General features: G+C 67.1%; 21 protein-coding genes. 8 read left to right on the plus strand and 13 right to left on the minus strand.

What is annotated here, in order from left to right; translation table 11 throughout:
• Positions 1–44 precede the first annotated feature (44 nt).
• The gene (glpK, locus tag ACK4E3_RS07355) at positions 45–1,538 is read left to right on the plus strand and encodes a glycerol kinase GlpK (RefSeq protein WP_409698514.1); all 1,494 of its coding nucleotides are present in this window, start codon (positions 45–47) and stop codon (positions 1,536–1,538) included.
• Positions 1,535–2,593, plus strand: coding sequence for a phosphotransferase family protein (locus ACK4E3_RS07360; protein ID WP_409698517.1), 1,059 nt, complete (start codon positions 1,535–1,537; stop codon positions 2,591–2,593). Before glpK ends, ACK4E3_RS07360 begins: the two co-directional genes overlap by 4 nt.
• A 28-nt stretch (positions 2,594–2,621) precedes the next feature.
• Here the strand turns inward: ACK4E3_RS07360 and ACK4E3_RS07365 are convergent, their stop codons facing one another.
• The 4 genes from ACK4E3_RS07365 to ACK4E3_RS07380 all read right to left on the minus strand — a co-directional run bounded on the left by ACK4E3_RS07365 (position 2,622) and on the right by ACK4E3_RS07380 (position 8,833).
• Positions 2,622–3,386, minus strand: a complete 765-nt coding sequence (locus ACK4E3_RS07365; protein ID WP_409698520.1) for a DUF1223 domain-containing protein — start codon at positions 3,384–3,386, stop codon at positions 2,622–2,624.
• A 95-nt stretch (positions 3,387–3,481) separates the two neighbouring features.
• Positions 3,482–5,650 carry a prolyl oligopeptidase family serine peptidase gene (locus ACK4E3_RS07370; protein WP_409698523.1) on the minus strand — a complete coding sequence of 723 codons (2,169 nt, stop codon included), beginning with the start codon at positions 5,648–5,650 and terminating at the stop codon, positions 3,482–3,484.
• A gap of 34 nt (positions 5,651–5,684) precedes the next feature.
• Complete coding sequence (locus ACK4E3_RS07375; RefSeq protein ID WP_409698526.1) at positions 5,685–7,859, minus strand: prolyl oligopeptidase family serine peptidase; 2,175 nt, start codon at positions 7,857–7,859, stop codon at positions 5,685–5,687.
• A 125-nt stretch (positions 7,860–7,984) separates the two neighbouring features.
• Positions 7,985–8,833 (minus strand): potassium channel family protein, encoded by an 849-nt coding sequence (locus ACK4E3_RS07380; protein WP_409698529.1) that lies wholly within the window; start codon positions 8,831–8,833, stop codon positions 7,985–7,987.
• A gap of 88 nt (positions 8,834–8,921) precedes the next feature.
• Between ACK4E3_RS07380 and dapF the strand changes: the two genes are divergently transcribed.
• Together dapF and ACK4E3_RS07390 are read left to right on the plus strand one after the other, a co-directional pair.
• Positions 8,922–9,776: a diaminopimelate epimerase gene (gene dapF / locus ACK4E3_RS07385; RefSeq protein WP_409698532.1), complete on the plus strand. Its 855-nt coding sequence runs from the start codon at positions 8,922–8,924 to the stop codon at positions 9,774–9,776.
• Between the two features lie 90 nt (positions 9,777–9,866).
• Positions 9,867–12,149, plus strand: a complete 2,283-nt coding sequence (locus ACK4E3_RS07390) for an NADP-dependent malic enzyme (RefSeq protein WP_409698535.1) — start codon at positions 9,867–9,869, stop codon at positions 12,147–12,149.
• 78 nt (positions 12,150–12,227) lie between these two features.
• Here ACK4E3_RS07390 and ACK4E3_RS07395 read toward each other — a convergent pair whose 3' ends face one another.
• The 4 genes from ACK4E3_RS07395 to timA form a co-directional block, all read right to left on the minus strand.
• Positions 12,228–13,985, minus strand: a complete 1,758-nt coding sequence (locus tag ACK4E3_RS07395) for an AmpG family muropeptide MFS transporter (protein ID WP_409698538.1) — start codon at positions 13,983–13,985, stop codon at positions 12,228–12,230.
• Positions 13,986–14,037: 52 nt separating this feature from the next.
• Positions 14,038–15,597: a response regulator gene (locus ACK4E3_RS07400; RefSeq protein ID WP_409698541.1), complete on the minus strand. Its 1,560-nt coding sequence runs from the start codon at positions 15,595–15,597 to the stop codon at positions 14,038–14,040.
• Positions 15,598–15,681: 84 nt separating this feature from the next.
• Positions 15,682–16,767 (minus strand): MltA domain-containing protein, encoded by a 1,086-nt coding sequence (locus ACK4E3_RS07405; protein ID WP_409698544.1) that lies wholly within the window; start codon positions 16,765–16,767, stop codon positions 15,682–15,684.
• Between the two features lie 25 nt (positions 16,768–16,792).
• The gene (gene timA / locus ACK4E3_RS07410) at positions 16,793–17,431 is read right to left on the minus strand and encodes a TIM44-related membrane protein TimA (protein ID WP_409698546.1); all 639 of its coding nucleotides are present in this window, start codon (positions 17,429–17,431) and stop codon (positions 16,793–16,795) included.
• A gap of 207 nt (positions 17,432–17,638) precedes the next feature.
• On the opposite strand from timA, the gene secB reads away from it, so the two are divergent.
• Positions 17,639–18,154 carry a protein-export chaperone SecB gene (gene secB, locus ACK4E3_RS07415; RefSeq protein ID WP_409698549.1) on the plus strand — a complete coding sequence of 172 codons (516 nt, stop codon included), beginning with the start codon at positions 17,639–17,641 and terminating at the stop codon, positions 18,152–18,154.
• A gap of 35 nt (positions 18,155–18,189) precedes the next feature.
• On the opposite strand, the gene dnaQ is transcribed toward secB, so the two are convergent.
• From dnaQ to ACK4E3_RS07440, 5 genes are read right to left on the minus strand one after another with little or no spacing between them, the layout of a single operon-like run.
• Complete coding sequence (gene dnaQ / locus ACK4E3_RS07420; RefSeq protein ID WP_409698552.1) at positions 18,190–18,912, minus strand: DNA polymerase III subunit epsilon; 723 nt, start codon at positions 18,910–18,912, stop codon at positions 18,190–18,192.
• Between the two features lie 48 nt (positions 18,913–18,960).
• Positions 18,961–19,548, minus strand: coding sequence for a dephospho-CoA kinase (gene coaE, locus ACK4E3_RS07425; RefSeq protein ID WP_409698555.1), 588 nt, complete (start codon positions 19,546–19,548; stop codon positions 18,961–18,963).
• Complete coding sequence (locus tag ACK4E3_RS07430) at positions 19,545–20,402, minus strand: shikimate dehydrogenase family protein (protein WP_409698558.1); 858 nt, start codon at positions 20,400–20,402, stop codon at positions 19,545–19,547. Before ACK4E3_RS07430 ends, coaE begins: the two co-directional genes overlap by 4 nt.
• Positions 20,399–21,007: a Maf family protein gene (locus ACK4E3_RS07435; RefSeq protein WP_409698561.1), complete on the minus strand. Its 609-nt coding sequence runs from the start codon at positions 21,005–21,007 to the stop codon at positions 20,399–20,401. The genes ACK4E3_RS07430 and ACK4E3_RS07435 overlap by 4 nt, the downstream gene beginning before the upstream one ends.
• 24 nt (positions 21,008–21,031) lie before the next feature.
• Positions 21,032–21,895 (minus strand): pyruvate, water dikinase regulatory protein, encoded by an 864-nt coding sequence (locus ACK4E3_RS07440; RefSeq protein ID WP_409701160.1) that lies wholly within the window; start codon positions 21,893–21,895, stop codon positions 21,032–21,034.
• Positions 21,896–22,425: 530 nt separating this feature from the next.
• On the opposite strand from ACK4E3_RS07440, the gene hemE reads away from it, so the two are divergent.
• Genes hemE through hemJ form a run of 3 tightly spaced genes read left to right on the plus strand, consistent with a single transcriptional unit; the run spans position 22,426 to position 24,934 of the window.
• Positions 22,426–23,451 carry a uroporphyrinogen decarboxylase gene (gene hemE, locus ACK4E3_RS07445; protein WP_409698563.1) on the plus strand — a complete coding sequence of 342 codons (1,026 nt, stop codon included), beginning with the start codon at positions 22,426–22,428 and terminating at the stop codon, positions 23,449–23,451.
• Positions 23,451–24,485, plus strand: a complete 1,035-nt coding sequence (gene hemH / locus ACK4E3_RS07450) for a ferrochelatase (protein WP_409698566.1) — start codon at positions 23,451–23,453, stop codon at positions 24,483–24,485. The genes hemE and hemH overlap by 1 nt, the downstream gene beginning before the upstream one ends.
• Entirely contained in the window at positions 24,482–24,934 is a 453-nt protein-coding gene (gene hemJ / locus ACK4E3_RS07455) for a protoporphyrinogen oxidase HemJ (protein ID WP_409698570.1), read from the plus strand. Before hemH ends, hemJ begins: the two co-directional genes overlap by 4 nt.
• Positions 24,935–25,148: the final 214 nt, after the last annotated feature.

Below are 25,148 nucleotides of genomic sequence, written 5' to 3' on the forward strand. Positions count from 1 at the left end.
GTTAAGGTGAGATGCGACACCCGCCCGATCGCCCAGGAGCGCCCATGGCCCGCATTCTCACCCTCGATCAGGGCACCACCTCGACCCGGGCCATGATCTTCGATGACCACTACCGCCTGCAAGGCCTGTCCCAGATCGAACTGACCCAGTACTTTCCGGCATCCGGCTGGGTCGAGCACGACGCCATGGAAATCTGGAAGGCGGCATTGCAGACCGCGCGCGAGGCCGTGGACCAGAGCGGAGGGGTCGCACGCATCGAGGCGCTCGGCCTGACCAACCAGCGCGAGACGGCCGTGCTGTGGGACCGCAGCACCGGCGAGCCCCTGCACCGCGCCATTGTCTGGCAGGACCGTCGCACCACGCCCGAGTGCCAGCGCCTGTACCGTGAGGGCCATGAGGCCGAGGTGAGCGCGCGCACGGGCCTGCTGCTCGATCCCTATTTTTCGGCCACCAAGTTCGCCTGGCTGCTCGACCATGTGCCCGGCGCACGCGCGCGCGCCGAGGCGGGCGAGGTGTGCCTTGGCACTATTGACAGCTGGCTGATCTACAATCTGACCGGCAAGCGGCGCTTCGTGACCGATGCTACCAACGCGGCGCGCACCTCGCTGATGAATCTGCGCACCCTGGAGTGGGACACCGATCTTTGTTCACTTTTTCGCGTGCCCGTGACGGCCCTGCCGCAGATCCTTCCCTGCGCAGGCGTGTTCGGCGAGACCCGCCCTGATCTGTTCGGTCGCGCCCTGCCCGTCACCGGATGCGCGGGCGATCAGCACGCCGCCCTGATCGGCCACAACGCCCTGCAGGCGGGCGAGGCCAAGGTCACCTATGGCACCGGCGCCTTTCTGGTCGCCCACGTGGGCGCATCGCCGCTCGCATCGGGCAGCCGGCTTTTGTCGACCCTTGCCTATGAGGCGGGCGAGCGGGCCTATGCGCTGGAGGGCTCGATCTTCTCGGCCGGTTCCACCATCCAGTGGCTGCGCGATGGCCTCGGCCTGATCGGCCAGTCGCGCGAGACCGAGGCGCTCGCCCAGTCGCTTGGTGACAACGGGGGCGTCTATCTGGTGCCCGGCTTCACGGGCCTGGGAGCGCCGTGGTGGCAGCCACAGGCGCGCGCATGCGTCACCGGCATGAGCCGCGACACCAGCCCTGCCCATCTGGTGCGGGCGGGGCTGGAGGCCATGGCCTATCAGACCGCCGACCTGATCGAGGCGCTGATACGCGACGGCGCACCGGCCCTGTCGCGCCTTCGCGTCGATGGCGGGGTTACGGCCAACGGCTTTGCCATGCAGCACCTGGCCGACATCTGTGGCCTCAGTGTCGAGCGACCGGCCTTTCAGGAGGCCACGGCCCTGGGCGCGGCCAAGCTGGCGGCGCTGGGGGCCGGGCTCGGCGACAGCCTGTTGCACACGCCCGAGGACGAAAGCGTCGTGTTCGAGCCTCGCATGACTGATGGGGAGCGGGCACGCCTGAAACAGGGCTGGCGCCGCGCGGTGCGCTCGGCAATCATCGCCGCCGGTATCGACGAGGAGGCTTCATGAGCGCAGACGATCGCTTCACCGGCACGCGCGAGGTGGACCCGCGCCACGCCCCTGACGAGGCGCGCCTGACCCGCTGGCTCGAACAGAACGTCGAGGGCTTCGAGGGGCCGCTGAGGCTGCGCCAGTTCAAGGGCGGGCAGTCCAATCCCACCTTCGAGGTCACGGCCGCCTCGGGCACCTATGTGCTGCGGCGAAAGCCCCCCGGCCCGCTACTGCCCTCGGCCCATGCGGTGGACCGTGAATACCGGGTTATCTCGGCGCTGTGGTCAGCCGGTTTTCCCGTGCCGAGACCATATGGTCTGTGTACTGACGATAGCGTCATCGGCTCCATGTTCTATGTCATGGAAAAGGTCGAGGGGCGCATCTTGTGGAACCTGTCCCTGCCCGACCAGAGCCCGGAGCAGAGGCGCGCCATCTATCTGTCGCAGATCGACACCCTGGCCCATCTTCACCGGCTTGATCCCGAGGCGCTGGGTCTGGCCGACTTCGGCCGCGAGGGCAATTATTTCGCCCGTCAGGTCACGCGCTGGACGCGACAGTATCAGGCGTCCGAGACCGAGACCATCAGCGAGATGGACCGCCTCATGGCCTGGCTGCCCGGGGGCCTGCCGCCCGAGCGCCCGGCGCGCATCGTCCATGGCGACTTTCGCCTAGACAATCTGGTGCTGAGCCATGACGGGCCGCAGGTGAAGGCGGTGCTGGACTGGGAGCTGTCCACCCTGGGCGATCCCATGGCCGACTTTTCCTATTTCCTGATTGCCTGGGCCATACCGGCCAGCGAGCGCAACGGCATCGGCGGGCTCGATCTTGCAGCGCTGGGCATTCCCTCCATCGAAGAGGCGGTGGAACACTATGCCAAGGCCACGGGCGCCCGGCCGGACAATCTCGACTGGCTGATGGCCTATAACCTGTTTCGTCTGGCGGCCATCTGTCAGGGTATCGCCGGTCGCGTGCGCGACGGCACGGCGGCCAGTGCCCATGCCCTGTCCATGGCCGAGCGGGTCAGGCCGCTGGCGCAGGCGGCCATGTCCTTTGCCGTCAGGGCCGGAGCGTAACAGGAGCGGGGCCTGACAGAAGCGGGGCCTAGCTGCCCTCGGCGCGGCGCGAGGCCGCCAGAATGCGGCCATCGCTGCGCGACTGGACCAGCACGACTTCCTCGAGGCTCTGGTCGGCCAGTTCGGGCAGGTCAAAGCTGGCCGCACGCCCGCGCCACTGGCCCAGTGAGACGATCTCGCGCACCACATTGACGTGGCGCACCGCCACGCCGCGGTTGTCGCCCTCACGCACCTCGACCACGCGCGAGCCCGGCGCATAGCGCACCAGCCAGACATCCGCCCCCTCGGACGCCACCGGGGCCTGACCGATGGCCACGCGGGTGCCGTTGAAGCGCACGGCAGGCACCCGCTCGCGGCGCTCGGCTTCCTCGGCGACGGCGCTTCGGACCTCGGGCGGGCGGGCACCCGACACCTGGCGGTGACCGTCGACAACGATCTGGGGGGTGTAGACGTCTCTCAGGCGCATCAGGGACTGATAGGCGCGCTGGCGATCAGTGAACTCGGGCCGCGCGAAGGTGTCCGCCCAGCCCAGATAGTCCCAGTAATCCACCGCATAGGTAAGGGCCAGCACGTTCGGCGCGCCCGACAGCCCCTCGACCAGCACATTGGCACCCGGACACTCCGAACAGCCCTGGGCGGTGAACAGCTCGACCACCACAAGGTCCGCCGTCTCGCCCTGGGCCGCCGGGCGGGCACCGGGCTGGGCGAGGCCCATCAGGGCGAGCGCAAGCACGCCAAGGGCGGCGGTGCCTCCCATGCCGGTCCTAGTCAACGGATGTGCCCTTCTGGTCATGGAAGGCTTTTAACCCCGCACCGGGCCGGGACGGACTCAACTTCGCGTGAGCCCGCCAGAACGCCGGTTTTTCAGCCTCGCGCCCGGAGAGCGGGTCAGTCCACCAGCTGCTGGCTGAGATAGACGTAGTGCCGCGCCCAGCGCCGGGCATTGGCCGCTGGATCGGCGTCATAGGAGTGACCGCCCGCCGTGTCCTCGAAATACAGAACGTCCTGCCCCATGGCCTCCAGCCGCGCCGCAAACTTGCGCGCATGGGCGGGGTGAACGCGGTCATCGAGGGTGTTGGTGGTCAGATAGATGCGCGGATACTGCACATCGGGGCTGAGGCGCTGATAGGCCGAATAGCGCGAGATGAAGGCGGCATCGCCGGGAATGCGCGGATCACCGTACTCGCCGATCCACGAGGCACCCGCAGGCAGCTCGTGATAGCGCATCATGTCCACCAGCGGGCTCTCGATCACCACCGCATTGAACAGGTCGGGGTTCTGGGTCACGGAAACCGAGGTCAGCACTCCGCCGTTGGAGCGGCCATAGATGCCAAGACGCCTCGGGCTGGTCAGGCCCCGGTCGATCAGGTCGCGCGCCACGGCGGCAAAGTCGTCAAAGCTGTTCTGGCGGCGCTCGCGCAGGGCATCCTGGTGCCACTGGGGCCCGAACTCGCCCCCGCCGCGGATGTTGGCGATCACATAGGCCCCGCCCTGTTCCAGCCACAGCCTGCCCATCTGCGGGATGTAGGTCGGCGGGAAGGAGATCTGGAAGCCGCCATAGCCGAACAGGATGGTCGGCGTGCTGCCGTCCATGGGCGCATTGCGCGGGCGCACCAGGAAATAGGGGATCAGGGTGCCATCGCGCGAACGGGCCTGGAACTGTTCGACCACATGGGTGGAGCCATCGAAGCGCTCGGGCGTGGTGCGCACCGCCGCGCTCTCGCCCGTGGCGGCATTGGCCAGAAGCAGGGTCTGAGGAGTCAGCAGGCCCTGGACCGAGACGAAGAACTGATCGCGCGAGGACGATGTGTCGACGATGGACACGGCGCTGTTGGCGGGCAGCTCGAAGCGGCGGATCTGGCTCCAGCCGCCTGCGCCATAGCCATGAAGCGCCAGCTGGCCGACCACTTCCTCGTTGAAGTTGATCGCCAGGCCCGAGCGGGTGACGGCCACGGATTCGATGGACTGACGCGGGCCCGGCTGCGTGATCAGCTCGGGAGCGGGCATCTGGCCACCGGCGAGCACCACATCTATGGGCCAGGAAAGAAGCGCGCCCGCTCCATAACCCGCGAAGGGCTCCTCGATGGTGAACACCACCTGATCAAAGGCCAGGGCCCGCACGGTGGAGCGCTCGGGCAGGGCGAGTCGGTGGCTGGCCTGTCCGTTCTGGATCACCCAGGTCTCGCGCCGGAAGGTGTCGAGGGGGCGGTTGACCAGCACGAGGCGCGCCACGCCCTGCGGATCACGCAGGACATATGGCGAGACGCCGTAGCCGCCGTCGCGGATGTCGCCGCGATAGACCTCGCGCGCCTGCTCCAGCGTCTGACCGCGTGTCAGCGCGCGCACGATGTAGGGATAGCCCGACTCCGTCAGGCTGGCCTGACCGCCGACGGCACCGAAATCGGTCGCCACCAGCAAGGTGTTGTCGTCGGCCCAGGTAAAACGGTGCTTGCCCTCGGGCAGACGGAAACCGCCCGGCACGAAGCGGCCCACGCGGGTGTCGAACTCGCGCACCTCGACCGCGTCGCGCCCGCCGTCCGACAGAGAGATCAGGCACAGGCTCTCGTCGGGCGGCAGGCAGGTGGCGCCTTTCCAGACCCAGTCGCGCCCCTCCTCGCGGGCCAGGGCGTCCAGATCGAGGATCATCTCCCAGGGCGTGCGATCCGAGCGATAGCCGTCCAGCGAGGTGCGCCGCCACAGCCCCTTGGGATTGCGCTCGTCCTGCCAGAAGTTGGTGACCTGTCCGCCCTGAAAGCGCGGCATGGGGATGCGGTCCTGCGCCGAGAGGATGGCGAAGGCCTGCTGGCGGAACGGCTCAAAGCGCGGGTCGGCATCGAGACGTGACTGGGCATCGCGATTGCGCGCCTGCACCCACTCCAGTGCGCGTGCGCCCTGAACCTCCTCGAGCCACAGGAACTCGTCGGCCGCTGCTACGGCCTCGGGCGTCAGCGAGGCCGGAAAGAAGGGCATGGACGGGCCGCTCGGGCCGGTGGCGCAGGCCGACAGCACGAAAGGCAGCAGGGCGGCGCCCATCAGGGCATGGCGCAGGGGCTTCATGACACGAACTCCACGAAACAAGGGGACTTGGCCCTCAATCCATCAGACGGCGGGTGAGATAGGTGTATTCCAGCGCGATGCGCCGCGCGGTCTCGCGCAGGTTCGCCCCCGCCGCGTGGCCGCCATCGGTGTTCTCGTAGAACAGCACCGGATAGCCCAGCTCCTCGAGGCGGGCTGCGGCCTTGCGGGCATGGCCCGGATGCACCCGGTCATCCTTGGTCGAGGTATGGATGAACACCTCGGGGTAGGGCTCGCCGGCGCGCAGGTTCTGATAGGGCGAATAGGCCGCGATCCACGCGCGCTCCTCGGGGATGTCGGGGTTGCCGTACTCGGCCATCCACGAAGCACCGGCCAGCAGCAGGTGATAGCGCAGCATGTCGAACAGGGGCACCTGGATCACCGCAGCATTGATCAGGTCGGGGCGCTGGGTCAGGATCGCACCCATGAACAGGCCGCCCTGGCTGCCGCCCATCACGCCAAGGCGCGAAGGCGAGGTGATCTCGCGCGCGATCAGGTCCGAGGCCACGGCCTGAAAGTCCTCGTGGGCGCGCTGGCGGTTCTCTCTCAGGGCCGCCTGGTGCCAGCGCGGGCCGAACTCGCCGCCGCCGCGGGTGTTGGCGATCACATAGATTCCTCCCCGCTCGAGCCACAGCCGACCCACGGTGGGCGAATAGCCCGGCAGCAGCGAGCTCTGGAACCCGCCATAACCATAGAGCAGGGTCGGATTGGAGCCATCCAGCGCCACATCCTCGCGGTGGACAACGAAGTAGGGAATCATCGTCCCGTCTTCGGAGCGCGCCTCGAACTGGGTGACGGTCAGGCCCTCGGTATCGAACTTGGGCGGCAGGCTCTTGGCCTGTTCGACCGCGCCGGTGGCGGCATCGGCCAGCCACAGGCTCGACGGATTGAGATAACCGGTCACCGACACGAACAGCTGGTCGTCCTGCGAGGACGAGGTGCCCAGACCCACGGTGACATTCTCGGGCAGGTCCATGCGCTCCCGCGACCAGCCCGCACCCTCGGGGCGATAGACATAAATGCTGCCGCGCACGTTCTCGTAGAGGGCCACCACCAGGGTGTTGCGGGTGGTGGTCACGCTCTGGACCGCCTCACGCTCGCCGGGGCGGATGATGAGCTGGTGGTCCGCCGCCTCGGGGCTGTTCAGCAGGGTATCAAGGTCGGTGTAGATCAGGTCGCCCGTGGTGAAGCTCTGGCCCGAGCGCGTGGTCCAGTCCTGATTGGTGGTATAGATGAAGCGATCGCCGATCAGGCCGCGGATGTTGACCCGGGCGGGCAGATCGATCTGGCGCACGCCTTCGTCGCTCAGCACGAAATACTGCGCCTCATAGAAGCTGGTGGCGCGCGAGATCATCACCGCACGGATGCGCCCGTCGGGTGCGCGCAGGGTGAAGGCACTGACGGACACATCGCTCTGCTCGCCCGCGAAGACCTCGGGGGCGCTGGCGATGTCCTCGCCGCGGCGCAGCAGGCGGATGGTGCGCGCATAGCCCGAGTCCGTCAGGCTGCCCTCGCCGAAGTCGCGGTGCACCAGCAGGGTGTCGCGGTCGATCCAGGTCACGCCGCCCTTGGATTCCGGCAGGGCAAAGCCGCCCTCGACGAACGACAGCGTCTCGCGGTCGAACTCGCGCACCTCGTTGGCGTCCTTGCCCCCGTCCGAAAGGAACACCAGGCAGTGACGGCCCTCGGGGAACAGGCAGCTGGCGCCCTGCCAGACCCAGTTGGCCCCTTCCGCTGCCGTCAGGGCGTCAACGTCGATGATGGTTTCCCACTCGGGCTCGTCGGTCAGATAGCTGCCCAGGGTGGTGGTGCGCCAGATGCCGCGCACATGGGTCGCGTCCTGCCAGAAATTGTCGACGCGCCGCTCCAGTCCCGTGCCCAGGCCCGAAAAGCCGGGAGAGGCGATACGGTCGCGCGATTCCAGGATCTCGAGCGCGGTCTGATAGAAGCCCTCATAGCGCGGATCGCCCTGCAAGGTGCCCAGCGAATGGCGGTTGCGCTCCTCGACCCAGGCCATGGCGCGCTCGCCCTCGATCTCCTCCAGCCACAGATAGGGGTCTTCGTCCGCCACGCGCACGGGCTCGGCGACGGGGGTGGGAAGACGGGCTTCCGGGGCGTCCTGGGTCATGGCGGGTCCGGCAATGGGCACGACGAGGCTGGCAATCGCGGTCAGGGCAAGGCGGCGAAGCATGGAAACTCCTGAAAGCCTGAATGGGCAGTCTTTGGAAGGGCGCACCTTAGCGGGGCATGCGCGCAGGGCAAGCGGCCAGTCACAGCGCGGGTTACAGAAATGGTCCCGCATCAGACCCCTGAAGATCAATCGCCACGATTGGGAATGCGCAGGGACTTGCCGCAGGCCTTGCAGTGAACCGCATCCGGGTCGTGGCGCTCAAGCCCGCAGCGCGGACAGGCGAAATGCACCTTGTGGGGCCGGGCCAGGGACTGGATCAGGCGGAAGAACAGGCCCACCCCGCCCAGCATCACCGCGATCGACAGCAGCCTGCCCCAGACGCCGGGAAGGATGATGTCGCCGTAGCCCGTGGTCGTCAGGCTGGTGATGGTGAAATAGAGCGCATCCACATACCCCGAGATGCCCTCGTAGCGGCCCATGAAGCTGGTGTAGACAAAGCCCGTCACCACGAAGACGAAGGTGACCAGCGCCGCCAGAGCCTTGGTTACGTCCTCCACGCGCGTGTCGTCATAGTGCCGCCCGACCGTCTTCCAGAAGAAGTCGCTGTTCACCAGCGACCACAGCCTCAGCACCCTCAGGAATCCGAGGTTGATCAGAACGGTGGGGAACAGCAGCGTGGCCAGAACGAACAGGTCCACCCACACGATGGGCCGCTTGATCCATTCGCGCAGGGAGCCGAACGCCAGCGCCCGCGCCCACAGGTCGAAGGCCAGCAGTGCGGCGATCAGATAATCCAGCACATAGAAGGTAAGCCCGCCGTCGTCGCGCAGCAGAGGCGCGGCAATGAAAAAGGCGATGATGAGAAAATCGATCACCAGCACGCCGAAACGGAAGCGCACCGCCGTGGGCGATGAGCCATGATAAAGCGCGCGCAGACGCGCCTTGACACGCCATTCCCGGAAGCGGCTCGGCCTCGAAGGGTTCGGCCCTGGCACGCTCGCGCCCTCGGCGCCTGCGCCCGGTACTCTCGCCATGATCGCCCTTTGAAGCTGGGGGTGTCGGCAACGGAAGGTGAGGGGCGGGCCTCCCACCCGGGCGATTTTGCCCTATATCTGCGCCGCTATGGATAAGGGCACACACGCCTTCGTCAAGATGAACGGCACCGGCAATGACTTTGTCATCGTCGATGCGCTTGGCGCACCCTTCACCCCCACGCCCGATCAGGTGCGCCACATCTGCTCGCGCGGGCATGGGGTTCATGGCGGATGCGACCAGCTTATTGCGCTCGAGCCCGCCCGCTCTGACGGTGCCGTCTTCATGCGCGTGTGGAACAGCGATGGCGGGGTGGTGGAGACCTGCGGCAATGCGCTCCGGTGCGCGGGCTGGCTGATGATGCAGGGCAGCGGGCGCGAGCAGGTGGCCATCGAGACCCTGGCCGGGACGGTTCTGGCCTGCCGGGATCATGCGGATGCCGAGGGCACTCCCATGGTCGGGGTCGACATGGGCCGCCCGCGCCTCGACTGGCGCGAGATTCCGCTGGCCGAGGAAATGGACACGCGCGGCATCGAGCTTCAGGTCGGGCCGATCGACGATCCGGTGCTGCATACGCCCGGCGCGGTCTCCATGGGCAATCCCCATGTGGTGTTCTTCACCGACAGGCTCGATGACACCTTCGTGCGCGCGACCGGCTCGCTGATCGAGAACCACCCCCTGTTCCCCGAGCGGGTCAATGTCGGCTTTGCCCATCTCGAGAGCCGCGCGCGCATTCGCCTGAGGGTGTGGGAGCGCGGTGCCGGACTGACGCGGGCCTGCGGCACTGGTGCCTGCGCCGCCCTGGTGGCCAGCGCGCGCCGGGGCCTGAGCGATCGCATGGCGCAGGTTGTGCTCGACGGCGGCACGCTTCAGATCGTGTGGGGCGAGGACGACCATGTGCGCATGACCGGCCCGGTCGCATTGGAGGGCTCGGGGCGTCTGTGAGCGCGTGCGGCGCGCAACAGCGGTTGTAGCCACCGGGGGTGGCCGCTAGGGTCAGCGCGAAACCCCGCACCGGAGCCGCCGAACCTTCCCATGCCCGAACTGACCGACAAGCAGACCTTCACCGAGCAGGAAGCCCTCGATTTCCACCGCCTGCCCCGGCCCGGAAAGCTGTCGGTCGCGCCCTCCAAGCCCATGGCGACCCAGCGCGATCTCAGCCTCGCCTATTCGCCGGGCGTTGCCGTGCCCGTGCGCGAGATCGCCCGCGACCCCGACCTGGCCTATGAGTACACCTCCAAGGGCAACACCGTCGCCGTGATCTCGAACGGCACCGCCATCCTTGGCCTGGGCAACCTCGGCGCCATGGCCTCCAAGCCGGTGATGGAAGGCAAGTCGGTGCTGTTCAAGCGCTTTGCCGATGTCGATTCCATCGACGTGGAGGTCGAGACCCTCGACCCGGACGAGTTCATCACCGTGGTCAAGAATATCGGCGCGACCTGGGGCGGCATCAATCTGGAGGACATCAAGAGCCCCGAGTGTTTCGTCATCGAATCCGAGCTTCAGGACAAGCTGGACATTCCTGTCTTTCACGACGACCAGCACGGCACGGCCATCATCGCCTCGGCCGGCCTGATCAATGCGGTCGAGATCGCCGGAAAGAGCCTTGCCGACATCCGGGTGGTTCTGGTCGGGGCCGGAGCGGCGGGGCTGTCAACCATCGGCCTGATGAAGGCCATGGGCGTGCGCCAGGAGAACACCACCATCATCGACCGCGACGGCGTGGTCTATGTCGGGCGCGAGAGCGGCATGGACCAGTGGAAGGCGGCCCACGCCACCGTCACCGAACACCGCACCCTCAAGGAGGCGATGGTCGGCGCGGACGTGGTCATTGGTCTGGCGGCCAAGGGTGCGATCACCGCCGATATGGTGGCCACCATGGCGCCCAATCCGATCATCTTCGCCATGGCCAATCCCGACCCGGAGATCACGCCAGAGGAAGTGGCCGCCGTGCGCCCCGATGCCATCATCGCCACGGGCCGCTCGGACTATGCGAACCAGGTCAACAATGTGCTGGGCTTTCCCTACATCTTCCGCGGCGCGCTGGATGTGCGGGCGCGACGGGTCAATCACGAGATGAAGATCGCCTGCGCCAGGGCTCTGGCCCAGCTGGCGCGCGAGGACGTGCCCGATGAGGTCGCCGCCGCCTATCGCGGGCGCAAGCTGAAGTTCGGGCGCGACTACATCATTCCCACGCCGTTCGACCCGCGCCTGATCTGGTATGTGCCGCCCTTCGTGGCTCAGGCCGCCATGGACACGGGCGTGGCGCGCAGGCCCATCGAGGACATGGACGCCTATCGCGCCGAGCTGCGCCAGCGGCTCGATCCTTCCGCTGCCCTGATGCAGAAGATTTCCTCGGCCGTGCGCGCAGCGCCCAACCGCCGGGTCGTGTTCGCGGAAGGCGAGGAGACCTCGGTCATCCGCGCCGCCTGGGCCTTCAAGCAGCAGGAGCTGGGCACGCCCATACTGGTGGGCCGCGAGGACCTGATCCGTCAGAACGCCGCCGAGGCGGGCCTTCGCTTCGACGAGCTGGGCATAGAGATCGTCAACGCCCGCGTCTCGGATCGCAACAGCGTCTATACCGACGCCCTCTACGAGCGCCTGTGGCGGCGCGGCTATCTGCGCCGCGACGTGCAGCGCATGATCAATCAGGACCGCAACTATTTCGGTGCCGCCATGCTGGCCCACGGCGATGCCGACGCCATGGTCACGGGGGTGACGCGCAACTTCAACATGGCCCTGCGCGAGGTTCTGAGGGTCATCGACGTCAAGGGCACCCTGATCGGCCTGTCGGTGCTGATGGCCAAGGGGCGCACCTTGTTCGTGGCCGACACCTCCATCCACGAGCTGCCCAGCGCCGAGGAACTGGCCGACATCGCGGTTCAGGCGGCCCGGACCGTGCGCCAGCTCGGGCGCACGCCGCGCGTGGCCTTCCTCAGCTATTCGGTGTTCGGAAATCCGCCCGGCGACCGGGGAGAAAAGGTGCGCGAGGCGATCCGCATCCTCGACCAGCGCGGCGTCGATTTCGAATACGAGGGCGAGATGCCGCCGGAGCTGGCCCTAGATGCCGATGCGCGCAGTGCCTATCCCTTCATGCGTCTGACCCGCGATGCCAATGTTCTGGTCATGCCCGCCGTGCACTCGGCCGCCATATCCACCCAGCTTGCGCGCGTGCTGGGCTCGGCGACCCTGATCGGGCCGCTGCTGGTGGGGCTGGAGAAGTCGGTGCAGATCGTGCCGCTGGGCGCATCCGTCAGCCACATCATCACCGCGGCCAGCTTTGCCGCCTATGAGGAAGGCCTCGACGAGGAGGCCTGATCGCGCGGCCCGATCGCGCGGCCCAATCTCGCTGAGCGTCTGCGCGGTCCCTTCATTGCCGGGGGCGAGAGACGGTCCTCAGCCCGTTGCGGGTGTGCCGGTGTCCGCGGCACGCGCACGCGCTTCGATCTCGCCCTGACGGCGCGCCACGGTGAAGGCCAGCACCACCGCAAAGACACCGATCACCACCGAATAGATGAAGAAGGTCACATAGCCCGCGCCCAGCGCGGCGGGCGTGACCCCGGCGGTCTGCGCCCCTGCAGCATAGGACTGCTCGGGCAGGGCGGTGAACCACTGGCGCATGAAGGTGTTGAAGCCCCCGGCGTCGGAAGCGCGCGCGGATTCCTCGACGATGCGCCCTGACTGGGACGCGACGATCTTGCCGAGAATCGCATAGAGGGACGAGAACAGCGCATACTGCGTCGCGGTGAAGCCTGCGCTGGTCAGGCTGGACATGTAGACGATCAGGGCCGTGCCCGCGATGCCGGTGGCAAAGTTGTCGATGGTGATGGCAGCATAGAGCACGGCCATGTCCGGCCCGGCCATGGCCACCCAGATGAACACCAGATTGGACAGCGGGCTGGCAAACACGCCGATCAGCATGCTGCGCAGCACGCCAAAGCGCGTCACCATCCACGCGCCCGCCGCGATGCCGGCCAGAGACGCCACGACGCCGTAGATCTTGCGCACCTCGGCGATCTGGCCAAGCGTGAAGCCCAGATCGACATAGAACGGCCCCATCAGGTTCAGCACGAAGTCGGACAGGCGATAGAGGCAGATCAGCGCCAGGATCAGCATGCCGAGCTTGAGGCCGAAGCGCTCGAAGAAGTCACCCAGCGGCTGTCCATAGGCACGGCGCAGGTAAAGCCCCGGTCGCGTCTCTATGCCGGGAAGCGGAATGCACGCCAGCGCGATCAGCCCCAGCCCTGCGACGACACCCGGGAACTGCAGGAAGATGCCGTTGGGCCGCGCCTCCCAGGCGGTGCGGAACGCCTCGGCCTGCTCGCTGCTCATGCCGGCCAGATCGAGCAGGGCCGCCAGCAAGGTGGCATTGGCCGCCAGACCCGAGCCCGCCAGCAGCGCACCGAGCGCAATGATCAGCAGGCGTCCGCTCCACTCCAGCGTCTCATAGACACGATGCTCGGGCAGATCGCTGACATCGACGAAGCGCACCCGCACCTCGCCGCCGCGCGGCGCGAACAGGGTCGCGGCCATTGCCACCAGCATGAAGGCGGCCATCACCGCATAGGAGACGTTCCAGTTATAGGCCTCGGCCAGGAACAGGGGCACGGCACCGGCCACGATCATGGCGCCGCGATAGCCCCACTGATAGGCCCCGGCCATGACGCCGTAGTCCTTCTTTTCGACCGCCTCGATGCGCCAGGCGTCGATGGCGATGTCCTGGGTGGCTCCGGCAATGCCGACCACCACGGCAAGGAAGGCCACATAGCCCAGCATGGATGACGGGTCGGAGCCCGAGATCAGCCACAGCCCCACCGCGATGAGGATCTGCATGAGCAGGATCCAGGAGCGCCTCTGCCCCAGAAGGTCGCCCAGCACAGGCAGTTTCACGCGATCAACGATGGGGGCCCAGACGAATTTCAGCGCATAGGACAGCGTCGCCAGGGCAAAGGCGGTGATGGCCTGCAGCGACAGTCCTTCCTGTCGCAGCCAGACGGACAGGGTATCGAAGATCAGGAAGAACGGCAGGCCCGCGCCGATCCCCAGCAGGAACATGGCGCCCACGCGCCGGTCGATCAGGCTTTTCAGGAAATCGAGCGTGCTGGCGCGCGTTTCGTCCTTGCCGCCATCACTCGCGGCGTTCTGATCGGTCATGGGGCCGTCCTGCTGTCGGATGCGCCGCCTGCGGAAGATCCCGCAGAAGGCATCAGGACGCCAGCTTTACCCCAAGCTCCCGGTTCGTAAAGCGAGCGATGACGCTGCGCAGGGCCTCAGGCGACAGAGGCTTGGTCAAATGTTCGTTCATGCCCGCGACGAGACATGCCTGACGATCCTCGACAAAGGCATTGGCGGTCAGGGCAATTACCGGCGTCGCATCGCCACGCGCGCGCAGCTGGCGTGTGGCCTCCAGCCCGTCCATGCCGGGCATGCGCACGTCCATCAGCACGATGTCATAGCGGGCTCGGCTCATGGCCTGAAGCACCTCATGGCCCGTGGCCGCCGTCTCGACGGTGCAGCCCTCGCGCGCCAGCAGCGTGCGGGCCAGCAGGGCACCGACGGGATTATCCTCGGCCAGCAGCACCCGGACGCCTGCGGGCCGGGCGGGGGCGACGCGATCATCCTCGCCATCGCGCGCCGTGGTCCGGGGTTCACTTCCGCGCCCCAGCGCCGCCAGCACGCGTCCGCTCAGCGAAGCCCGGCGCAGCGGCTTGATCAGATAGCCGCGAAAGCCGAGCGCGCGATAGCGGCCGATCAGGTCGCGATCGAGCGGACGCAGCAGGATGATGGAGGGACAGTCCGCCGGTCTGGCCAGGGCCTCGCCCTCGCGCCGCGTCTCGTGGTCGATCAGGGCGACGTCGGCCTTTTCGCCGATGCGCGCGCCCTCGCCGTGCGCCATGGCCTCGATGGCCGTGACGAGGAAAGGGTTGGAGCAGGCCACACCGAGCGTGACCCCGTGCAGGGGCCGGGCAGGCTCAGGTGTGGCGGGCACTTCACTTGCGTCGCGCGCCAGAGGCACCTCGAACCAGAAGCGGGCTCCGCGCGGCTGGGCATCAGCTCTGGCGCGGGGGCGGTCGGTGACCCCGATCTCGCCGCCCATGGCCTCGACCAGACGCCTTGCCACCGCTAGGCCCAGCCCCGCGCCGCCGTGGGCCGTGGCGTCGCCGGGATCGACGTGGCCGAACTCCTCGAAGATGCGCGCACGGGCACTTCGCGGCACACCGGGGCCGGTGTCATCGACCATCACCTTGAGCACCATGGCGTCGGGGCCTGCGTCACGCGCCTGGGCGCGGATATGCACGCCGCCCTTGTCGGTGAACTTCACCGCATTGCCCGCAAGGTTGTAGAGCACCTGGCGCAGGCGGCCCTCGTCGGCGAGCACGCGCGGCAGGCGCTGGTCGCAGGACCAGACGATCTCTATGCCCTTGTCATGGGCGCGGGGGCTGAGCAGTTCGGTGGCACCCTGGATCAGGGCCTCGAGGTCAAGCGGCTGGGCCTCCAGGTCGATGTGGCCGGCCTCCATGCGCGCATAGTCCAGCAGGTCGTTGACCAGCCCGAGAAGATGATCGGCAGAGCTGCGCGCCGCATCCACATAGGCTTTCTGGGCACCGTCGAGCCGTGTGCGCGACAAGAGCCCCAGCATACCGATCACACCGTTCAGCGGCGTGCGGAACTCATGACTCATCAGGCGCAGGAACTGGGTCTGGGCATCGTCCTCGCGCCCGCGCATCTCCCCGCCCGCCTTGTCCGCAACATCCTCACGCGCCATCACTCACCCACCCGAAGCTGTTCGGGACGAGTATGCCGATCAGGCGTTAATGCGGGCTCAAGGCGCGCGTGGACCCGTTTTCGTTCAGGGTCTGGGCACCAGACGATAGAAGCGCAAGGGATGACGGATCGTGCCCGCTTCGCGTCCGGCCTCATCTCCACGTCCCAGATAGAGGTCGGCCCGCACCCTTCCCCGGATGGCACTGCCGGTATCCAGAGCAGTGGCAAGGCCGTGATAACTGTTCATGGCCCCGGCCAGTGTCGCGCCATCGGCCTCGACCCACATCAGCTCGCCATAGCGCCATTGGGCCGGATCGACGGCGATGGCGCGCCGGGGGGGCAGGGGCACACCGGCGGCACCGGCCGGGTGGCCCCCGTCGTCCTCCGCCAGAGAGAAGAAGATGTAGCGGGCGTTGGTGGCCATGATCGCGCGTGCACGCTCGCCACGATTGTCCGACAGCCACCGACGGATGTTGTCCGCCGAGGTCTGGTGATCGGCGAGGATGCCCTGTTGGACCATCACGCGGGCAATGCCCGAAAAGGGGTGGCCATTGTCAGCGGCATAGCCTGCGCGCAGCCGCCGCCCGTCGGGCAGGGTCAGATAGCCCGAGCCCTGAATCTGAAGGAAGAACAGGTCTTCGGCCCGCAGCCAGGCCAGAGGCTGCCAGGGACTGCGGCCCTGAAGCGCCTCGGCCTCGATGACGCTGCGCTCGGGCAGGGGCGATCGCGCCGCGGGCGCAGCCAGAAGCGGCATGTCGAATGTGTCGGTGCGCACCGGCGAGGCGAGATACTCGGGCGCGAAATACCCCGTAAGCAGGCCCTGCCCGTCCACGGGCTCCAGGGTGAAGCGCTGCTCGAAGAAGGCGCGGGCCACGCTCGGGCTCGTGTCAGCGCTGCGCGACAGAGCGCGCGCCTCATCGCAGACGCGCACATAGGCCGGCTCGCGCACCAGTCCGCAGCTTCGCGCATAGGCCATGAGCGCATCGAGATGGTTTTCCTGACCCCACCGCGGGAGACTTTGCGGCCCTGCCCCGGGCACCGGGGGTGCAGGCTCGATCCGGGGTTCGGTCTGGGGTGGCGGGCCGGGCAGGGAAGGCACATCGGCCACGCGCGGCGCACAGGCACCGAGCCCCGCAAGCATGGCGAGCAGCAGAAGGCCGGAGGTTCTCATGACCGGCAAGGCGTCATCCCTTGCCTCAGGCCGTGGCCGGGCGCACGCCCACCAGTCGCCAGTTGGGATCGGAAGCCCCGATGGCCCGCTGGAAGGTCCAGATTTCGGCGGTGCGCTTCTCGCTTACTGTGGGCTCGGGCGCGGTGTGCTCCAGGGTGGTGCGGATCTCGGCCAGAAAGCGCACGGCGGCCATGGCCTGATCGTTCTCGGCATAGGCGCGCTCCAGGTCCAGCCGGGGCGGCTCGACGAACTCGACGCTCTCGCGATGGTCGGGTGCGCGCGCGTTGATGGCCTGCTCGAAGCTCTGCAGCACCTTGGGTGCCAGAAGCGGACGCAGGGTCTCGACATCGCCCGCCGCAAAGGCGCGCACGATGGCCTCATAGGCCTGACGCGCCCCTTCCAGAAAGCGGACCGGATCGAACGAAGGATCGCGCCCCTTCAGCTCGGCTGCCGCCGCGTGGGTCTGGCGATCCTGGGCCGAGAGCGGGGCGGTGGGCTGTTCCGAGCGCTGCTGACCCCCGCCGGGCAGGGGGTGAGGCATGGGCTTGGCGTCCTGTTCTGGCTGACGGCCGACCTTCTTGCCGAGCACATTGTAAAGCTGGAACAGCACCACTGCCGCAATGACGGCAAAGATCACGATCTCGAAGGGAAACGGCAGGGTCATCGCCTCTGGACGGCTAGGGGTTGGCGCCGGTGCGCGGCCTTGTCCCGTTCGATATAGGGCGGTGCCTCTGGGGCGTCCATAGCGCGCGGCGTTGCCTGACATGAACGGTCGTGATAGCAGCGCCCATCCGGCGGACCCGAGCACTGGCCCAGGCATGGGAGTGCGGGGAGGGGGCGCCCCACCCTGAACATCAGTTTGCATCAGCTCATGACCGACACCGACACGTCCGCCGAAACCAACAACGCTCCCGCGCCCCAGCAGGGCCCGCCCCAGGGTCCGGGCTTTGGCATCCTTGCCCAGTACATCAAGGATTTCAGCTTCGAGAACCCGCGCGCGCCCGAGAGCCTGCGCCTGCAAGGCAAGCCCCAGGTGGACCTCGGCGTCGAGATGAATGCCCAGGGCCGCGCCGACGGCCTCTATGAGGTCGACCTCAAGCTCTCGATCAAGGCCACCCAGGAAGATCAGCCGGTCTTCCAGATCGAGCTGGTCTATTGCGGGCTGTTCCAGCTGGTGAACGTGAGCGAGCAGGAAATGGGCCCGGTGCTTCTGATCGAGTGCCCGCGCTACCTCTACCCCTACGCGCGCCACATCATCGCCAATGCCACGGCCGACGGCGGCTTCTATCCGCCGTTCCAGATGGAGCCCATCGACTTTGCCTCCATTTACCAGGCGCGCATGACGGCCACGGGCGGGGCGGGCGATCCGCCGGTCGGCCAGGCCTGAGTGCGAGAAGGGCCTGCCCGGTCAGGCCCCTTCGTTCACGACTTGCGCCCCAGTTCGGGAACCAGCTGCGCCCACAGGCTCTGATCCTTCAGGGCTTCGGCCAGAAACGCGGCGTGGCGCTCACGCTCGGCCTCGGTTGAGCCCGTGACCAGAGGCCTTGGCCGTGCGCCGTAAGCCTCAGGAGCCACCACGCCGGTCTCGCTCTCGCCCTGAGCCTCCGAAGATGACAGCTCGAGCCTGCGCTCCTTGCCGCCCTTCAGCTCCAGATAGACGGACGCCAGCAGGCGCGCATCGATCAGCGCGCCGTGCAAGGTGCGCTCGGCCAGCGAGATACGAAAGCGCTTGCACAGGGCATCAAGGGAGTTGGCCATGCCGGGAAAGCGCTTCTGGGCCAGGGCCAGGGTGTCGATCCAGCGCTCGTCCTGCACCACCGGCCGGGAGCACATCTCGAGCTGGAAATTGATGAAGGCGCGGTCGAACCTGGCATTGTGCGCGATCACCGGGGCATCGCCGATGAAATCGAGCAGGGCATCGCAGACCTCCTCGAAGCGCGGCGCGTTCGCGGCCTTCTCATTGGTGATGCCGTGCACCCGGATCACCTCGTCATCGATGTGGCGTTCGGGATTGATGATGTGGTGAAAGGTGCGCCCGGTCGGCAGCAGGTCTTCGATCTCGATGCAGCCCACCTCGACGAGGCGATGGCCCTGTCTCGGGTCAAAACCGGTGGTTTCGGTATCTAGAACGATCTCGCGGGCCATGGCGGCGATTCTGGCCTGTTTCGTGCGACGAAAAAAGGGGGGCGGGCCTCAGGAGCGCAGGCTCTCCACAATCGCGCGCACCTGGCGGCGGGCGTGATCCATGCCCCTGTGCGTCTCGATGACAAAGTCTGCCTTCGCACGCTTCTGGTCATCGGGCATCTGGCGCGACAGGATCAGGTCGAGGCGCTCCGCGCTCATGCCGGGCCTAGCAAGGACGCGCTCGCGCTGGATGTGTTCGGGGGCGCTGACCACCACGACGCGGTCAACCATGACTTCCAGCCCCTTTTCCAGCAGCAGCGGGATGTCGAGCACCACCATGTCGGCACCTTGCGCCTCTGCCCGGTCCAGAAAGGCCTGACGGTCCGCCTCGACCAGAGGGTGGATGGCCGCTTCGAGCAGGGCGAAACGCTCCGGTGCCTCGCCAAGCCATTGAGACAGGCGCGCGCGATCCACCCTGCCGTCACGAACCGCCTCGCCATGAAGCGCCCCGATAATCGCCACACCTGCGCCGCCTTGATCATAGAACCGGTGCACGGCCTCGTCGGCACACCATACCGCGATGCCCATCTCACGAAACATGGCGGCCGTGGTGCTCTTGCCCATGCCGATGGACCCTGTCAGGCCGATGCGGATCAAGGCTGTCGCTCCATGGCAGCAAGGGCGACAGGGCGCGGATCACCCAGGGGCTCGCGCCCGAAAAGCCTGCAAAAGCTGGGTCTTGCCTGACCGATCAGCATGGCGAGACCATCGACCGGACGCAGGCCCATGGCCTTTGCGTGCGCCAGAAGCGCCGTCTGGAGCGGGCGATAGCGCATGTCCAGCACCACCGCGCCCTTGGCAAGGCTCTCCAGCGGTGGCCGGGTCTCAGCCCCGGTGGCATCGATGAGCAGCCGCACACCGCAGGTCGCGCGCTCCAGTTCGTCCCAGCCATATGCCTGCGCCCCGAAGGCTGCCGCCAGCGTCCGGCTTCTCTCAAGGGTACGGGATGCGATGCGGATGTCTGCGACGCCGCGCTCAACCAGCGCCGCCGCCGCCGCCCGCGCTGCACCGCCCGCACCCAGTATCAGGCAGGGATCGAGCGCGCCCTGATCGGGGGCCTGCTGCGCGATGGCCGCCATGATGCCCTCTCCATCGAGGCAGTCGACCTCGAGGCGGCCCTGACGGGCAAGGAGCAGATTGGCCGCGCCTGCAGCGCGCGCGCTGTCGCTGACAGCATCGGCGCGGGCAAAGGCTTGTTCTTTCAGTGGAGCAGTGACATTGACCCCGATCAGGATACCGGCCCGGATCAGGTCCATGATCCGTTCAAGCCCCGCCTCGTCCTCGACCTCGATGGCCAGATAGGCGCCGTCGATCCCCGCATTCTTCAGCCAGTATCCGTGGATGGCGGGGCTGAGGCTGTGCGCGATGGGACAGCCGATCACGGCGGCCAGCGGCCCCGTTACGCGCGCGAGCTTTTCCTCCAGTGCCCCGTCACTGGCCGACAGGATCATCTCAGGATCACGCCCTCGGCGCGAAGCTGCTCGAGCAGGGGCCACAGCGGCAGGCCGAGAATGGTGAAATAGTCGCCCTCGACACGGTCGAAAAGCTGCGCCCCCAATCCCTCGAGCCGGTAGCTGCCCACGATCGAGAGCAGGGCCTCGCCCTCGCGCCCGATGTAGGCGTCGATGAAATCGTTGCTGAGCGAGCGCATCAGAAGGCGCGCCTGATCCTTGTAGCGCCAGACGATCCGGCCCTCGCGGGCCATGGCCAGAGCCGAGTGCAGGGTATGCCAGCGGCCCTGCATCTCGTGCAGGCGTCGGCGCACCTCGGCCAGCGACGTGGCCTTGTCCATCAGCCGGGTCTCGAACTCCAGGGTCTGATCGGCACCGATCACCAGCGCCTCGGGGTCGAGCCGGGAAATCTTGAGGGCCTTGGCCTCGGCAAGATCCATGGCGATGTCGGCCGGGCGCCGGTCGCGCGCAAGGCCCGCCTGTTTGATGGGTTCCTCGGCCAGATCGGACTTCTGGGCCGAGAAAGGCACGGCGGCCTGGTCCAGGATGGCGCGCCTGGCCAGGCTCTCGGAAGCCAGGACAAGACGCGGGGGGGTGAGGTTCATGATGAGTGCTCCGGGCAAGGGCAGCTAGGTCGCACTGACGCTGCGGCGACCGCTGCGATGATCGCCCAGCAGATTGATCACGGCGGCGGCGGTTTCCTCCACCGAGCGGCGCGTGACGTCGATGGTGGGCCACCCAAGCCTTTCGAACACGCGCCGTGCCCGCACGGTTTCATCGCGCACCGCATCCAGGTCCACATAGGGTGTCGCAAAGACCTCGCCGAGGCCGGTCAGGCGGTTTTTCCTGATCTGGACCAGACGATCGGGGGCGACGGTAAGGCCCACGACCAGCGGGCGCTTCAGCGTAGACAGATACTCGGGCGGGCTCTGGCCGGGCACCAGCGGCACATTGGCCGAGCGCACCCCGCGATGGGCCAGATAGATGCAGGTCGGCGTCTTGGAAGTCCGGCTCACGCCAACCAGCACGACGTCGGCATCCTCAAGACCATCGCGGCCATTGCCGTCGTCATGGGCAATGGCGAAATCGAGCGCGCCCATCCGGTTGAAATAGTCGCTGTCGAGCGCGTGCTGGGCACCCACCCGCGTGGACAGGGCCGCGCCCAGATGCCGTGAGAGGGCCGCCACGAGAGGGTCCAGCGCCCCGATGTGCGGCTGGCCGAGCTTGCGGCATCCCTCTTCAAGGGCTTCGCGCAGGGCCTTGTCCACGATGGTGTGCAGCACCACGCCCGGTGATGCCTCGATCTTCTCGAGCACCTTGGCCAGCTGGCGGTCGCTGCGCACCAGGGCGTGGATGTGCTCGATCGGGATCACGCCCTCGAAGCGGGCCGTGACCGCCTTGGCCATAGCATTGAGCGTCTCGCCCGTGGAATCCGAGACCAGATGCACATGGAAATAGGTCGCCAGCCTTCGGGCGCGTGGTGCTTCCGGCACGGCCTGGGCAGGGGCCTGATCTGCTTGCCCCGGCGCGCCCGGATTTGCCGGTCTGTCGCTCTCGCTCAACTGTCCGTCCGCCACTCACAGGCCTGTGGGAGTCTGATCTTAGTCGGGGATGATGCGCGCGGGCAGTCCCTATTTGTCCCGTCCGTGGCCGACACCCTGAAGACAGATCGCCGCCTTTTCTCCCGGTTTTGCCCGTGTGCATGGGGCATGGGTCCTGCGAGCGCTGTGAACAGTCTTAATCCTTCGTTAAATATTCTGAACGGCCAACGGCCCGCTCCCGGGCCAGGGACCGGTATGGCTTGATGATTCTTGCAGTCATACCCCGACTCACAGCCCGGCCCGCCTCCCTGGATAACTGGGCGGACAGCCTGTGGGATAAAGCGCTGCCTTGGTCTCTCGGGCCGCGACAAAAGCGCCTCTTTTCCCCACAACAAACGGCCCTATCTCTGCTTCCACCCGATATATTTCATTATTCAGAATAGGGATTGAGCGGCTCCGTAAGCGCCCTTAAGCCATAGGTCATGTCAAAACCGCTGTTCCTTCGTGCCCTGGATGGGGAAGCCACCGCTCGCCCTCCCGTATGGTTCATGCGTCAGGCGGGTCGCTACCTGCCAGAGTATCGCGAACTGAGGTCGCAGGCGCCTGACTTCGTGGCCTTCTGCCTCAATCCCGAGATGGCCGCCGAGGCCACGCTCCAGCCCATGCGCCGCCTTGGCTTTGATGCCTCGATCGTGTTCGCCGACATATTGCTGATCCCGCGTGCGCTCGGCCAGGACGTCTGGTTCGAGAAGGGCGAGGGGCCGCGGCTGGGTGCCCTGCCCGAGCTGTCACGCATGAATGATCTGGCGGCCGGTGCCGGTGAGGCCCTGTCCCAGGTGGGAGAGACCCTGTCGCGCGTGCGCTCGGCCCTCGGACCAGACAAGGCTCTGATCGGCTTTTGCGGGGCGCCGTGGACAGTGGCCACCTACATGCTCGATGGGCAGGGAGCCAAGGGCGAGCGCGCCTCGGTGCGCGCCCTGGCCTACAGCGAGCCCGAGCGGGTCGATGCCCTGCTCGACACCCTTGTCGAGGCCAGTGCTCATTATCTGGCCATGCAGGCGCGTTCCGGTGCCGATGCGCTCAAGATCTTCGAGAGCTGGGCCGAGGGCCTGCCCGATGACCTGTTCGAGCGGCTGGTGATGAAGCCCCACCAGAAGCTGGTGACGCGCCTGAGAGAACTGGGTGTCGATCTGCCCCTGATCGGTTTTCCGAGGGGCTCGGCGGCTCTGGCCGAGCGCTATGGGCGAGATGTGGCGGTGACGGCCGTGGCGCTCGATACCGCCTGTCCGCTCGAGGTCGGACGGCGCGTGCAAAAGATCAAGCCCATTCAGGGCGCGCTCGACCCCCTGCTGCTGCGTGCAGGCGGCCCGCTGCTGGACCGGCGCGTTGACGAGCTGATGGCCGCTTGGGGTGAGGGCCCGTGGGTGTTCAATCTGGGTCACGGCATCCTGCCCGATACGCCGATTGCCCACGTCGAGCAGGTGCTGAAGCGGATCGGAGCGGCCTGATGGCGCGGCGGGTGGCGGTTGTGCTTTTCAATCTCGGCGGCCCTGACCGCCAGGAGACGGTGCGCCCGTTCCTGTTCAACCTGTTCAATGACCCCGCCATCATCGGCCTGCCGGGATTTCTGCGCACGCCGCTGGCGAGGCTGATCTCCTCGCGGCGGGAGGAGGAGGCCAAAGGCAACTATGCGCTGATGGGCGGGGGCTCACCCCTGTTGCCGGAAACGCGCAAGCAGGCCGAAGCGCTCAAGGCCAGTCTGAGCGCGAGCCTCGCTGGTGATGCGGTCGAGGTGTTCATCTCGATGCGCTACTGGCACCCGCTTACCGATGAAACTGCACGCGCCGTCGAGGCCTTTGATCCCGATCAGGTGGTGTTGCTGCCGCTCTATCCGCAGTTTTCGACCACCACCAGCGCTTCATCGCTCAAGGCCTGGCGGGAGCTTTACCGGGGCGGGGGCGAGAGCCGGACGATCTGCTGCTATCCTGTCGCGCCCGGTCTGATCGAGGCGCACGCGGCCCTGATCAGCCAAGCGATTGCCGAGGCAGGAGATGCACCGCTGCGGGTGCTGTTCTCGGCCCACGGTATCCCTGAGAACCGCGTCAAGGCTGGCGATCCCTATCAGAAACAGATCGTGGCAACGGCCAGCGCCGTGGCGTCGCGCCTTGGCCTTTCGGACTGGTCGGTCTGTTATCAGAGCCGGGTCGGCCCGCTGAAATGGCTTGGCCCTTCGACGCCCGAGGCGCTGAAGCAGGCAGCCAGGGATGGCGTTGGTGTGGTCATCTCTCCCATCGCGTTCGTCTCCGAGCACGTCGAGACCCTGGTCGAGCTGGACATGGAATATGCCGAGCTGGCCCATGAGCTGAACCTCGCGCCCTATATCCGCGTGCCGGCGCTTGGCGTGCAGTCGGCCTTCATCGAAGCGCTTGCCGATGCCGTGATCGCGGCGCTGGCGCGCGAGGATGATCGACCTGCGCCCTATGGTCCGGGTTGTGCGGGCCGCTGGGCCGCGTGCCCGTGTCAGCAGGCCGAACGCGCATGAGTGCCTATGACTGGCTGCGCGGGCTGCACATCCTGGCGGTGATCGCCTGGATGGCGGGGCTGCTCTATCTGCCGAGACTTTATGCCTATCACACGCGCGCCGAGCGTGGATCGCAGATGGACCAGACCTTTCAGGTGATGGAAGCGCGGCTTCTGCGCATCATCATGACCCCAGCCATGGTGGCGAGCTGGGCCTTCGGTCTTGCCCTGATCTGGGTGCGTACCGGCGGTCTGGAAGCGCCGCAGATGCTGATGGAAGGGTGGATGCACGCAAAGCTGCTGGGCGTGGTGCTGCTGAGCGGCTGGCACGGATATCTTGCGGCATCCCAAAGGCGCTTTGCCGAAGGAAGAAACACTAGATCAGAGAAGTTCTGGCGTATTTCCAATGAGTTACCTTTCCTGCTGGCCATAGTGATCGTGCTGTCGGCCACCGTAGAATGGTCGTTCTGACGGCCCTCTCTCTTGACGCGAGGGCGCCCCGTGTGGTCTGGAGCAGACAGGGCGCGCAGGCAATCTGGCGTGTCCTCCCTTCCTTCATCCGACCGCCTGCCTTGATGATGTTTCGATGACATGGGCTGGCGGACCCGGAATCCCCATTGCGCCCCTGCGGCGCCCACATGACTGAGCCTTGAGCCCGGCGCGCCCGTCGCCCGGGCCTTCTGCT

The organism is Brevundimonas sp., assembly GCF_046299595.1.
In the GTDB taxonomy this organism is placed as follows: Bacteria; Pseudomonadota; Alphaproteobacteria; order Caulobacterales; family Caulobacteraceae; genus Brevundimonas.

Bases quoted from the DNA above. Each gene is read 5' to 3' on its own strand.
- timA (WP_409698546.1), bottom strand. From the start codon at position 17,431: ATGACCCTGCCGTTTCCCTTCGAGATCGTGATCTTTGCCGTCATTGCG.
- glpK (WP_409698514.1), top strand. From the start codon at position 45: ATGGCCCGCATTCTCACCCTCGATCAGGGCACCACCTCGACCCGGGCC.
- ACK4E3_RS07430 (WP_409698558.1), bottom strand. From the start codon at position 20,402: ATGATCCTGTCGGCCAGTGACGGGGCACTGGAGGAAAAGCTCGCGCGC.
- hemE (WP_409698563.1), top strand. From the start codon at position 22,426: ATGTCAAAACCGCTGTTCCTTCGTGCCCTGGATGGGGAAGCCACCGCT.
- secB (WP_409698549.1), top strand. From the start codon at position 17,639: ATGACCGACACCGACACGTCCGCCGAAACCAACAACGCTCCCGCGCCC.
- ACK4E3_RS07390 (WP_409698535.1), top strand. From the start codon at position 9,867: ATGCCCGAACTGACCGACAAGCAGACCTTCACCGAGCAGGAAGCCCTC.
- ACK4E3_RS07405 (WP_409698544.1), bottom strand. From the start codon at position 16,767: ATGAGAACCTCCGGCCTTCTGCTGCTCGCCATGCTTGCGGGGCTCGGT.
- ACK4E3_RS07360 (WP_409698517.1), top strand. From the start codon at position 1,535: ATGAGCGCAGACGATCGCTTCACCGGCACGCGCGAGGTGGACCCGCGC.
- ACK4E3_RS07370 (WP_409698523.1), bottom strand. From the start codon at position 5,650: ATGAAGCCCCTGCGCCATGCCCTGATGGGCGCCGCCCTGCTGCCTTTC.
- ACK4E3_RS07395 (WP_409698538.1), bottom strand. From the start codon at position 13,985: ATGACCGATCAGAACGCCGCGAGTGATGGCGGCAAGGACGAAACGCGC.
- hemJ (WP_409698570.1), top strand. From the start codon at position 24,482: ATGAGTGCCTATGACTGGCTGCGCGGGCTGCACATCCTGGCGGTGATC.
- dapF (WP_409698532.1), top strand. From the start codon at position 8,922: ATGGATAAGGGCACACACGCCTTCGTCAAGATGAACGGCACCGGCAAT.
- ACK4E3_RS07375 (WP_409698526.1), bottom strand. From the start codon at position 7,859: ATGCTTCGCCGCCTTGCCCTGACCGCGATTGCCAGCCTCGTCGTGCCC.
- hemH (WP_409698566.1), top strand. From the start codon at position 23,451: ATGGCGCGGCGGGTGGCGGTTGTGCTTTTCAATCTCGGCGGCCCTGAC.
- ACK4E3_RS07435 (WP_409698561.1), bottom strand. From the start codon at position 21,007: ATGAACCTCACCCCCCCGCGTCTTGTCCTGGCTTCCGAGAGCCTGGCC.
- ACK4E3_RS07400 (WP_409698541.1), bottom strand. From the start codon at position 15,597: ATGGCGCGTGAGGATGTTGCGGACAAGGCGGGCGGGGAGATGCGCGGG.
- dnaQ (WP_409698552.1), bottom strand. From the start codon at position 18,912: ATGGCCCGCGAGATCGTTCTAGATACCGAAACCACCGGTTTTGACCCG.
- ACK4E3_RS07380 (WP_409698529.1), bottom strand. From the start codon at position 8,833: ATGGCGAGAGTACCGGGCGCAGGCGCCGAGGGCGCGAGCGTGCCAGGG.
- ACK4E3_RS07365 (WP_409698520.1), bottom strand. From the start codon at position 3,386: ATGACCAGAAGGGCACATCCGTTGACTAGGACCGGCATGGGAGGCACC.